Source organism: Francisella opportunistica (assembly GCF_003347135.1).
Classification (GTDB): Bacteria; Pseudomonadota; Gammaproteobacteria; order Francisellales; family Francisellaceae; genus Francisella; species Francisella opportunistica.
The window spans coordinates 1,620,710-1,633,239 of the sequence record NZ_CP022377.1 but is presented as its reverse complement, the minus strand read 5'-3'; the positions used below and the strand labels follow the sequence as shown (position 1 = coordinate 1,633,239).

The window sequence follows — 12,530 nt, the reverse complement described above, 5'->3', positions numbered from 1 at the left end:
GTTTTATCCCACTATTTTTTTAATATTCTAACTAAAAAGTCTATACAATTTATGATTAATAATGATACAAAAAATATAAAACTATATACAGCTAAACTAATGCCAGATATTTTTTCAGAAATATCAGTGCAACTATTGATTGTTCCTGTTATCGATTTGGTAGCATCGAGTAAAAATGCGTTACTAATAGCCTCACAACTAGCATTATTATTAGTTGTGTCTGTCAAGAAATACTGCATATAAGCTTGATCAGCGGCAATATAAGCACCTAATACTATTAATATAATAGTTGCTAGTTGTATAACTGTAGAAAAGCTATTGAAATTTTTTATTGCTAATGCTGATAAACTAAGTATCATAATGCAAAATACACATAATTGCTGTAGTAGACACATAGGACATGGTTTCCAATCTAAAACAGTAATGGTAAAAAAAACTATTCCTAAAGCTACAAGGCAAACTAAAGTATTAAGTATAAATATATAGTTACCTAATTTTTTCATTAATATTCTACAATGTAAAAATAATTTTCGTAATTGTATCATAGTTTTAAATGCTTTTTTATAATATCTGTATATAGCTTATCTAGAGTTTTTTTGAGTTTATCTTTAGGTGTTTTTGCTATTAACTTATCAATATTTGTGCTATTTATAATCTTAATGGCAGTTTGTAATAGCTGATAATTCCTAGGTGGGGTTTTAAGGCTGCGTATGCTTAGGTATTTTTTGTAGACATTTAAACTAACCTCAAATAAATTTTTATCGCGTAAAATATTTGAACTTTTGATTAGTTGAAATATATCTTTAGCAGTTATGGTTTTATCTTCGAGTATTTTGCTGATAGTAATGCTTGCTTTTAAAAGTTTGTACTGCTTATTTGTTAACAAAAGCTCTTTCTTAATAGTATCTAATACTTGCTGTGGAACCTGAAGCAAGCAGAGGCTTATTTTCTCATCGACGTTAGAGTCTTGGTAGTTAGTATTTTCAAAAAAAGATCTACCAGGTATTGATGGTAAAATTTTACTAATGTTTGGAAATATTATTTTTAAAGCTTCTAATTCAGCTAAGGTGGCAAAGAAAATATTAGGATTATTAAGAGCTTTAGTAAACTCTATATGTAATCTTTCTCGCGTTAGATGATTTAATTCACCTGATTTAACTAATTCTCTTGCAAGTGTGAGCGTTTCTTGAGCTATTAAGAAGTTAAAATCACTAAGTTGAGCCTTAAAACGAGCCAGCCTAACTACACGCAGTGGATCTTCAATAAAAGCTTCAGATGTATGGCGTAAAATTCTATTTTGGATATCTATCTGGCCATGAAAAGGATCAATAATGTTATTATTTCTATCAATCGCTATCGAGTTGATTGTAAGATCTCTACGCTTTAGATCATCCTCTAGGGTTATTTCCTTTGAGAGATTGACTTCAAATCCATGGTAGCCTGTAGCTATTTTGTTTTCTGACCTGGCTAGAGCATACTCTTGTTTGGTTTGTGGATGTATAAAAACAGGAAAGTTAGCAGGTATTTTTATAAAGCCATTTGCTATCATTTGGGCTTCTGTTGCACCAACAACTACCCAATCCTTATCTTTAGGTTTTATGCCTAATAACATATCTCTAACAGCACCGCCGACTAAATAAAATTTCATTGTTAAATAAGTTAAACATCTCTTTGATTACTTTATGTTAGCAGAAAAAAGTGTATAATTATTTGTTATTCGTGTCTCTTTTAAAACAACTTTTTAAATTTTATGGCTAATATGATTGATAAAATAGATCTTAATTCTCCAGAATCTAGTAATCTAAGTGGAGAAATGACAAATAAGCAAAAAGTGGGCACTCTTTATAAAAGGTTATTACTCCAAGTTAAACATTTATGGCATTTTCTAGTTTTGGCTGCTATCGGAAGTATATTCTTCTCAGCTGCTGATGCCTCAATGATATATCTTATTAATCCGATATTAAACTATGGTTTTGGTCCCGGTGGTGGTATTACAAAACAAAGTGCTTCGATACTGATGCTTATGGGGGTCGGTATGGTTGGTTTATTAGCACTCAGATCAGTCGGTTCATTTGTGTCACAGTATTTTATAGGTTCTTTAGGTCAAAAAGTTGTCTATAAGTTTAGAAAAGACATCTACAAAAGATTTATGGATCTGCCGGCTAGTTTTTTTGATAAGCATTCAACAGGACAGATCATCTCAAGGTTACTATACAATGTTGATCAAGTTACAGAGGCTACCTCAACAGCAATTATAACAGTTGCCCAAGATGGAACTTTTGTTATCGGTCTAATTATCGTAATGTTTGTCTCAAGCTGGCAATTATCATTATTTTTGATAGTTATAGGACCATTCTTGGGATTATTTATATCGATTATTAACAAAAAGTTTAGATCTTTAAGTAGAAATACTCAATCATCAATGGGTAATGTTACACATACAGCTGAAGAGACGATTAGAAACTATAAAGAAATAAGAATTTTTGGTGCGCAACAGAAACAACAAAATAAATTCTTTAAAAATCTTGATTATACATATTCGCAGCAAATTAGAACGATAGCTCTAGATGCGTTAACATCTCCAGTGATACAGATTATTGCATCATTGGTTCTGGCTTTCTCATTATTCACGATAGCTATATTTGGTACTAATGAAGGTGGTGGCTCATCTTGGTTAACAGCTGGCTCTTTTGCTTCATTCTTTGCAGCAGCAGCAGCTATCTTAAAACCGATTAAGAACATTACTAAGGTAAATGTTGTTATCCAAAAAGCTGTAGCTGCAACTGAAGATATATTTTATATTCTTGATTATCCTGCAGAGAAAGAGACTGGCAACAAACAGCTAGGTAAAGTTGATGGTAATGTGACTATAAAAGATTTAAGTTTTGCATTTGGTGGTCATAAAGTTCTTAGTGGTGTCAGTATTGATATCCAAGCTGGTCAAACTGTAGCATTTGTTGGTAAGTCAGGAAGTGGTAAAACTACCTTGACTAGTATTATTTCAAGGTTTTATACTCAGCGCGAAGGCGAGATTCTTCTTGATGGAGTCGATACAAGAGAATTAACTTTAGAGAATCTAAGGTCACACTTGTCAATAGTTTCTCAGAACGTTCATTTATTTGATGATACAGTCTACAATAATATAGCGTTTGGTCTTTCAAGAGAGGTTTCAGAGCAAGAAGTAATCGATGCGCTAACAAGAGCTAATGCATATGAGTTTGTCCAAGACTTATCAGAAGGAATTAATACTAATATAGGCAATAATGGCTCAAAACTATCAGGAGGTCAGCGTCAAAGGCTATCAATAGCAAGAGCTTTGTTAAAAAATGCTCCAGTACTGATATTTGATGAAGCAACTAGTGCTCTTGATAATGAGTCCGAGAGAGTAGTACAACAAGCACTGGAAAGTTTGACTAAATCATGTACTACTATAGTAATAGCGCACAGACTTAGTACAGTTGAAAATGCTGATAAGATTGTTGTTATGGATGGTGGTAAAGTTGTTGAAAGTGGTAAGCATCAAGAATTACTAGAGAAAGGCGGGCTTTACACGAGGTTGTATCAATCAGGACTTCAATAGCACTTATGTTAGATAAAATTTGGTACAAATCTAAGCCAAGTTTAATTAGTTGTTTGCTAAGGCCAATATCTTTGGTTTTTACAAAATTTGCAAATAAACGTAAAATAAAACAGCAACTCAATCAGTATAAATCAAAAATTCCTATAATAGTGGTTGGTAATATTTCTATTGGCGGTACAGGTAAGACTCCAGTGGTTAGAATGTTAGCTCAGCACTATTTAGTGCAAGGTAAAAAACCGGCTATAATCAGTCGTGGTTATGGTGCAAAGGCAGATAATTATCCTTTTGAGGTAACAAGTAGCACTTTGGCAAATCAATGTGGAGATGAGCCTGCAATGTTGTTTGATGCTTTACAAGCAAAGGTTCCAATAGTTATCGCACCACAGAGAGTTGAGGCTGTTAAGTATATCGAAAAGAATTTCCCAGATACAGATATAATTATATCTGATGATGGCTTGCAACACTATAAATTAGCTCGAGACAAAGAGATCGCAGTTGTAGATGCTAGTAGAATGTTTGGTAATAAGTTATGTTTGCCTGCTGGTCCGCTTAGAGAACCGATTGAGAGACTCAAAAAGGTTGATCAAATTATAGTTATAGGTAACTGCTCAGATAAAGATAAGCAGCTGCTTGCAAGCTATAATAATGTAAGTTATGCAAAAGTAGTAGCTACTGAATTTGTTAATTTGCTTACTGCTGAAAAAGTTTCTATGACTAAGTTTTATAATAAACATGTAATTGCTATAGCAGGTATTGGTAATCCAACAAAATTTTTTGAGACTTTAGAAAATAACGCAATAACTATAACAGCTAGGAAAGTTTTTAAAGATCACCATAAATTTACTCAGAGCGATTTTGATGATATTGATAACACTCAAGCTGTAGTGATGACATACAAAGATGCTATTAAATGTAAAACTTTTGCTAAAGTTAATTGGTGGTATCTAGATATAGCCTTAGATGTTGATGTTTAAAAATCTTCTCAATCACAACAAGCATTACAACAAATGAATTTGCTATCCTAAGGCATATATATTACTATTAAGATGATAAAAAAAAGCAATAAGATCTATGAAAAAAATTGTTTTAGTCGATGGCTCTTCATACCTTTTTAGAGCCTATCATGCCTTACCACATCTTACTAATAGCCAAGGTGAGCCTACAGGAGCAATTATTGGTGTTATCAATATGCTCAAAAAATTGCCAATAATGTATGATACGGAATATGTTGCAGTTGTATTTGATGCAAAAGGTAAGAATTTTCGTCATCAATTATATCCACAATATAAAGCACACCGTAAAGATATGGATGATGAGCTAAGAGCTCAAATTCAACCGTTGCATCAGATTATTGAGAAAATGGGTTTCCCTGTTATTGTCGAAGATGGTGTCGAGGCTGATGATGTAATAGGCACTCTAGCGCAAAACCTTCAAAAACAAGGTTATCAAATTATCATCTCTACTGGTGATAAAGATATGGCTCAGTTAGTTACAGATAATATAGTTTTATATGATTCAATGAAAAATATCACCACAGATGTTGCAGGAGTATTAGAAAAATATCAAATTAGCCCACACCAGATGATAGATTATCTAGCATTAATGGGAGATTCAACAGACAATATTCCAGGTATTCCAAAAGTTGGACCTAAGACTGCTGTTAAATGGTTGCAAGAATACCAAAATATTGAGGGCATAATTGCAAATCAGGCGCAAATTAAAGGGAAAGTTGGCGAGAACTTACGTAATAATATTGATTTGCTGAAACTATCTTACCAGTTAGCAACAATTAAATGTGATCTTGAGTTTGATTTAGCTGTAGAAGATTTAAAATGTAAAGCAGCTGATAAAGCATATCTTATTAAAGCTTATACAAGATATGAGTTTAAATCTTTATTAAAAGACTTAGATGACGGCGCTATTAAGTTAGTATCTAGTCAAGCGCAAGCCGCTGATATTACTATTGAATATATTACTGTTACCACACAACACCAGCTAGAGCATCTAATCGCAGAACTAAATAAATCTGATGGCTTTGCTTTTGATACTGAAACTGATTCTTTAAATACCTATGAAGCAAACCTAATAGGTTTATCTTTTTGCGCTAAAGAGGGGCAAGCTTTTTATATCCCGTTACAACATAGATATTTAGGAGTACCACAGCAGCTAGAACTAGGTTTTGTTGTGGATAGACTAAAGCCACTATTTGCAGATCCTGAGAAAGCAAAAGTGGCACATAACTTTAAATTTGATGAAAAAGTGCTATCAAAATATGCAGTTGAGATAGACGGTCAAGTCAATGATACGATGATTATGGCGTATGTGCTAAAAAGTAGTGGTAAGCATGATATGGATAGTCTTTCTAAAGAACATCTTGGTATAGAGCCAATTGCGTATACTGCAATAGCCGGTACTGGTAAACAACAACAAACTTTGGATCAGATAGATATCGAGGTTGTTGCTAAATATGCTGCTGAAGATGCTGATATCACATTTAGGCTTTTTAACTATTTTAGAACTTTATTAAAGCAAGATGAAGTTCTTTATAAACTTTATTCTGAGATTGAGATGCCTTTGACTATTATTCTTAATCAGATGGAAAAGTTAGGTGTAAAGATAGATGCTACTAAGCTTATACAGCAGAGTGCTAGTCTTGCAATATCTATCAAAGAGCTTGAAAGCAAATGTTATAATCTTGCTGGGCAAGAGTTTAATTTATCTTCGCCATTACAATTAAGAGAAATTCTTTTCGGGAAGCTGGGACTTCCTCCAGTTAAAAAAACAGCAAAGGGACAAGTATCAACTTCTGAGGAGGTGTTAGTTCAACTAGCTGAAGATTATGAAATCGCAGCTTTGTTAATGAAATATCGACATTTATCAAAACTTAAAAATACATATACAGATAAGCTACCTAAGATGTTAGATGCAAACGGTCGTGTGCATACTTCATATAACCAAACAGGTACGGTAACAGGTAGATTATCTTCTTCTGATCCTAATTTACAAAATATACCTATAAAAAGTCCTGAAGGGCGTAAAATTAGAGAGGCTTTTATAGCCGAAGATGATTATTGTATAGTCGCTGCAGATTATTCGCAAATTGAGCTTAGAATCATGGCACATCTATCAAAAGATAACAATCTTCTCAAAGCTTTTAATCAAGGTTTAGATATCCATAGTGCAACAGCTGCTGAGGTTTTAGGTATTAGTATAGATGAGGTTAGCAGTGAACAAAGAAGAAGAGCTAAAGCAATAAACTTTGGTCTTATCTATGGGATGAGTGCTTTTGGATTAGCTAAACAGTTGGAAATACCTCGAGCAGAAGCACAAGAATATATTGATATATATTTTAATCGTTATCCAAGTGTTAAAGAGTATATGTTTTCAGCAAAAGAGTTTGCTAAGCAAAAAGGCTATGTTGAAACTATACTAGGTAGAAGATTGTATCTGCCAGAAATTAACTCAAAAAATGTAATGCAGCGTAACGCTGCAGAGCGAGCAGCAATTAATGCACCGATGCAGGGCACAGCTGCGGATATTATCAAAAAAGCTATGATAGAAGTTAATACGATGATTTCCCAGGAATATAATAACGAGGTTAAGATGGTGATGCAGGTACATGATGAGCTTGTTTTTGAAGTTAAAAGAACTAAGCTTGAAAAGGTTGCTGCAAAGATAAAAGTTATAATGGAGGCGGCTGTAAAGCTTAGTGTGCCTTTAGAAGTAAATGTTGATGCTGGTGAAAACTGGGATCAAGCTCATTAATTAATTTATAGGATAATTTATGTTATTAGTAATGGATGTGGGTAATTCTCATATACATATTGGTGTGTTTGAGGGTGAGAAAATGGTTTCTCAAATTAGGTATGCAACTTCGTCTGTAGACTCAACCTCAGACCAGATAGGCGTATTTCTTAGGCAGGCGCTAAGAGAAAATTTAGTAGATTTAAGTAAAATTGATGGCTGTGCAATATCCTCTGTAGTACCACACTTAAATTACTCTCTTGGATCAGCTGTTATCAAATATTTTGATATAAAGCCATTTTTCATAAGTATGGACACTACCGAATTAGATATGTCTGCAGTGGAAGCACATCAAGTTGGAGCTGATAGAATAGCTAGTTGCATTGGTGCGATAGCTGATCACCCTAACAAAGATTTATTGATAATAGATTTAGGTACAGCAACTACTTTTGATTTGGTAACTAAGAATAAAAAATATCTGAGTGGTTCAATCATGCCAGGAGTGAAACTCTCTTTGAATGCTTTGTGCCAAGGTGCTTCGCAACTATCATCAGTAACTATTGTCAAACCAGAAGTTGCTATTGGTTATGACACTAAAACAAATATCCGTTCTGGGTTATATTATGGTCATCTAGGCGCATTAAGAGAGCTTAAAAGAAAAAGTATCGAAGAGTTCGGTAGTCCTGTTTATACTATAGCTACAGGTGGTTTTGCTGGATTATTTAAAGAAGAAGGTATTTTTGATGAGATTTCGCCTGATTTGATATTGCGTGGCATTAGAATTGCATTTTTAGAAAATAACAAGAAAGGTATTTAGTAATATGTTAAAAAATAAAAAAGTTGTTATTTTACTCTTTGATTCATTTGGTATTGGACAAGCTCCTGACGCTGTTGATTTTGGCGATGAGGGATCTGATACCTTAGGCCACATCATTGATTATTTTACTAAAAATGGTATGAGTATTAGACTGCCAAATTTATCAAAAAAAGGTCTTAAAAAAGCTGCAGAATATAATAGATGCAAAGAGTTTAGCCAAGATATCACACAATCTCAGCAAGTTGAAAACGCAAAATATGGTTATTGTGCAGAAATGAGTAAGGGTAAGGATACTCCAAGTGGTCACTGGGAGCTTGCTGGAGTGCCGATTATGTTTGATTGGTATTATTTTACAAAAAAACAAGACCAGAGTTGCTTTGATAAAGAGTTTATTGATAAATGGGTTGAGAGGGCTGGAATTACAGATGGCTTTATTGATGCAGGACATGCTTCTGGTACTGAGGTGCTAAAAGTGCATGGCTGTGAAAGCTGCGTGACTAAAAAACCGATTGTTTATACATCTGCTGATAGCGTTTTTCAGGTTGCTGCTCACGAGGATTATTATGGTTTAGATAAACTTTTGAAAATTTGCCAAATAGCTAGAGAAGTACTAGATGAAATGGGTATGAAGGTTGGTAGAGTTATTGCTCGTCCATTTATTGGTGAATCAGCTGATGAGTATGTACGTACTGGTAATCGTAGAGATTTTTCAATCTTACCTCCAGCACCAACTCTACTTGATAAGTTAGCTAAGACAGGAGGAGAAGTTATCTCAATAGGTAAGATTGCTGATATTTATGCAAATCAAGGTATTACCAAGAAAGTTAAGGCAACAGGTTTAGAAGAGTTATTTGATAAGACTATACATGAATATAATTTAGCAAAACAAAATACAATAATATTTACAAACTTTGTTGATTTAGACTCACTTTTTGGTCATCGTAGAGATCCAAAAGGCTATGGAAAAGCATTAGAATATTTAGATTCAAGAATACCTGATTTAGATGCTAAATTAGATGATGATACTATTGTTGTTTTAGCAGCTGACCATGGTTGCGATCCAACTGCTCCAGGTTCGGACCATACTAGAGAGTGTGTACCATTTTTACTTTGGGGTAAAAATATCAAGTCAGAATTTATTGGTGCAAGAGATACTTTTGCAGATATTGGACAAACTATAGCTGACTTTATGGGTATCGAGGCTCTAGAATATGGTAAATCAATCTTTGGAGCTAGTTATGATAACTAAGCAAAAAATAGTATCCTTGATAGATTTAACACAACTTGGAGATAATGATACACAAGCAGATATCATTAGTCTTTGTGCTAAAGCAAGAAACCCTCTTGGTGAAGTTGCAGCAATCTGTGTTTATAAGCAGTTTATTCCTATAGTAAAAAAACAGCTTGGTAATAACTTTAAAGTTGCGACTGTAGTTAATTTCCCAAATGGAGAGAACACCATTGAGGATGTGGTTACAGAAGTTAAGCAAGCTTTGTCTTTAGGTGCTAATGAGATAGATTTAGTTATAGATTACAAAGAGTATCTTGAACAAGGTTTTTCTGAAAAGTCTTGTCAAATGATGGTTGAAGTTAAAAAACTGTGTAAAGATAAAACTCTTAAAGTAATAATCGAGTCTGGCGAGCTTAAATTACAAAGTTTGATTGCCAAAGTTTGCCAAGATGTGATAGAGGCTGGAGCAGACTTTATCAAAACATCAACAGGTAAAACTTCTGAGGGTGCAACATTGACAGCTGCAGAGTTGATACTCAATACTATCAAGCATGGTGGTAAAAAAATTGGTTTTAAAGCATCTGGTGGGATAAGAAATTATTCTCAAGCAGTTGCATATACCAAATTAGCTGCTAATATACTCTCTAATAATTTTGTAAACCCGCAAACCTTTAGGTTTGGTGTAAGTGGTCTTTTAGATAACTTGCTTAACGAGCAACAAGAGCAAATAGATGGTTATTAAATCGCTATACTTTATATTAGGTCTTATCGTTATTTATTTTTTAGCTTATATTTGGAGTAATAATCGTAAAAATATTAGATATAAAAATCTTATAATTATTCTAATAGTTCAGCTTATTTTAGCCAAGTTTATGCTAAGTACTTCAATAGGTATAGATATTATCAATTATGTTAATAAATGCTTTGAGGTATTACTTGATAGTACTCATATTGGCGTGACATTTGTTTTTGGTAATTTAGCTAATACAAAAGAGTTTATATTCTTTTTTAATGCTGCTATGCCAATTGTAGTAATGTCGGCAGTAATAGGGATTTTGCAATATTTTAGAATATTGCAGTTTCTTGTGGTTGCTATAGGAAGTATTTTAACGAAAGTAACAGGTATGGGTAAACTAGAGTCATTCAATGCTTTAAGCTCATTAAGTGTTGGTCAGTCTGAGAATTTTCTATACTACAAAAAGATAATTAAGTATTTGCCTTCAAATGTCTTATATACAATGGCTGCAACAGCTATGTCAACTGTTTCGATAGGTACGGCAGCAGCATATATGACAATTATAGATCCAACATATGTTTGTGTCGCTATTGTGATGAATATGTTTGGCGCATTTTTTGTGTTAAATATAATTAACCCTTATGAAAAAACCAAGGAAGTTACATATGAGTTTTTAACTGACCAAGTTGAGGATTATGAGAGACAAAGATTTTTTGAAATGTTATCTGAATATATCCTTGATGGCTTTAAGGTTGCTATTATTGTATGTGTTATGATAATGGGATATATTGCCTTTCTTAATTTAGCTGATGGTGTTTTCTCAAGTTTAGTAGGGATATCATTACGAGATATTCTTGGTTATATTTTTTATCCTATCGCTTGGATTTTAAATATCCATGGCAGTGAAATATTTTTATCAAGTCAAATAATGGGGACAAAGATTGTTACTAATGAATTTGTTGCGATGCAAGAGTTAGCTAAGTATTCTACGCAGCTTTCTCAGCATACAAAAGCGGTTGTCTCAGTATTTTTAGTATCGTTTGCAAATTTTGCCTCCATAGGAATTATCATTGGAGCCATTCAAGCTTTGAGTAAAGAAGCATCAGTCAAAGTTGCAAGATTTAGTTTAAAAATTCTCTATGGCGCAGTTTTAGTGAGTTTTTTATCCGCTAATATTGTTGGTTTTATTATATAAATATTTAGGAAAGTAAGTGTGTTTGTAAAGATTTTATATTTTTTGTTAGGATTAGCGACAGTCTTTATACTAGCTTTTATTTGGAGCAGTAATAGAAAAAAAATCAAATATAAGCAGTTAGTTGTCATTTTATTTTTTCAGCTATTAGTTTGTTTTTTTATATTACAATCTAGTGAAGGAATAAAGCTTGTTTCTCTTATATCTATTGGTTTTGATAAGATATTACAACATGCTCATGAAGGTACTACATTTGTTTTTGGCAGCCTTGCTGATACTAATAAAAATGGTTTTGTTTTCTTTTTCAATGTTGGTATGCCAATAGTGCTTATATCTGGAATAATAGGCGTACTTCAATACTTTAGAATACTACCTCTTATTATTAGAGGAGTTGGCTTTATTCTAACTAAAATCACAGGAATGGGTAAGCTAGAGTCATTTAATGCAGTAAGCTCTTTAACAGTCGGGCAGCAGGAAAATTTTCTTATTTACAAAAAAATAATTGGTCATTTACCAGCAAATGTATTATATACAATGGCTGCAACAGCAATGTCTACAGTGTCATTGGCAATAGCAGGCTCGTATATGTCTATAATCGAACCTAAGTATGTATGTACAGCTATTGTATTAAATATGCTAAGTACATTTTTTGTCTTACATGTAATAAATCCATACGATAAGGATCCTAGTTTAAACTATGATACTCTGCATGCTGATTATGAAACAGGTAGACAGAGTTTTTTTGAAATGTTATCAGAATATCTTTTAGATGGTTTTAAAATAGCGGTAATCGTTTGTGCGATGCTTATAGGTTTTATCGCACTATTAAATCTCGTTGATGGTATTTTTCAGGAAGTATTCGGTATTACGTTTAGACAAATTCTTGGCTATATTTTTTATCCTATCGCATGGGTTTTAAATATTCATGGTAGTGAGATATTTTTATCAAGTCAAATAATGGGAACAAAGATTGTCACAAATGAATTTGTCGCAATGCAAGAGTTAGCTAAACATTCGCAACAGCTTTCAGAACATACAAAGGCGGTTGTTTCGGTATTTTTAGTATCGTTTGCAAATTTTAGTTCAATAGGCATAATAGTCGGAGCAGTACAAGCTTTAAACAAAGAGGCATCAATCAAAGTTGCAAGATTTAGTCTAAAAATCCTCTATGGCGCAGTTTTAGTTAGTATACTATCTGCATGTGTTGTAGGACTTATTGTTTAGCAAGCG

Annotated in this window: 10 protein-coding genes; 8 read left to right on the top strand and 2 right to left on the bottom strand. The window is 33.2% G+C overall.

What is annotated here, in order from left to right:
• Positions 1 to 11 precede the first annotated feature (11 nt).
• Together CGC45_RS08015 and CGC45_RS08010 are read right to left on the bottom strand one after the other, a co-directional pair.
• Entirely contained in the window at positions 12 to 503 is a 492-nt protein-coding gene (locus CGC45_RS08015; RefSeq protein WP_071629989.1) for a disulfide bond formation protein B, read from the bottom strand.
• A gap of 38 nt (positions 504 to 541) precedes the next feature.
• A complete protein-coding gene (locus CGC45_RS08010; protein WP_071629771.1) occupies positions 542 to 1,648 on the bottom strand; it encodes a CCA tRNA nucleotidyltransferase in 1,107 nt (368 codons plus the stop codon).
• Positions 1,649 to 1,750: 102 nt separating this feature from the next.
• On the opposite strand from CGC45_RS08010, the gene msbA reads away from it, so the two are divergent.
• The 8 genes from msbA (at position 1,751) to CGC45_RS07970 (ending at position 12,524) form a co-directional block, all read left to right on the top strand.
• On the top strand, positions 1,751 to 3,580 hold the full coding sequence (gene msbA, locus CGC45_RS08005) for a lipid A export permease/ATP-binding protein MsbA (RefSeq protein ID WP_071629770.1): 1,830 nt from the start codon (positions 1,751 to 1,753) through the stop codon (positions 3,578 to 3,580).
• A gap of 5 nt (positions 3,581 to 3,585) precedes the next feature.
• Positions 3,586 to 4,554: a tetraacyldisaccharide 4'-kinase gene (gene lpxK / locus CGC45_RS08000; RefSeq protein WP_071629769.1), complete on the top strand. Its 969-nt coding sequence runs from the start codon at positions 3,586 to 3,588 to the stop codon at positions 4,552 to 4,554.
• A gap of 97 nt (positions 4,555 to 4,651) precedes the next feature.
• Entirely contained in the window at positions 4,652 to 7,345 is a 2,694-nt protein-coding gene (gene polA, locus CGC45_RS07995; protein ID WP_071629768.1) for a DNA polymerase I, read from the top strand.
• 19 nt (positions 7,346 to 7,364) lie between these two features.
• Entirely contained in the window at positions 7,365 to 8,141 is a 777-nt protein-coding gene (locus CGC45_RS07990; protein WP_071629767.1) for a type III pantothenate kinase, read from the top strand.
• Positions 8,142 to 8,145: 4 nt separating this feature from the next.
• Positions 8,146 to 9,390, top strand: coding sequence for a phosphopentomutase (locus CGC45_RS07985; RefSeq protein ID WP_071629766.1), 1,245 nt, complete (start codon positions 8,146 to 8,148; stop codon positions 9,388 to 9,390).
• Positions 9,353 to 10,114 carry a deoxyribose-phosphate aldolase gene (gene deoC, locus CGC45_RS07980; RefSeq protein ID WP_084387454.1) on the top strand — a complete coding sequence of 254 codons (762 nt, stop codon included), beginning with the start codon at positions 9,353 to 9,355 and terminating at the stop codon, positions 10,112 to 10,114. The genes CGC45_RS07985 and deoC overlap by 38 nt, the downstream gene beginning before the upstream one ends.
• On the top strand, positions 10,104 to 11,303 hold the full coding sequence (locus CGC45_RS07975) for a NupC/NupG family nucleoside CNT transporter (protein WP_071629764.1): 1,200 nt from the start codon (positions 10,104 to 10,106) through the stop codon (positions 11,301 to 11,303). The genes deoC and CGC45_RS07975 overlap by 11 nt, the downstream gene beginning before the upstream one ends.
• An 18-nt stretch (positions 11,304 to 11,321) precedes the next feature.
• Positions 11,322 to 12,524 (top strand): NupC/NupG family nucleoside CNT transporter, encoded by a 1,203-nt coding sequence (locus CGC45_RS07970; protein ID WP_071629763.1) that lies wholly within the window; start codon positions 11,322 to 11,324, stop codon positions 12,522 to 12,524.
• The last annotated feature ends 6 nt before the right edge of the window (positions 12,525 to 12,530 follow it).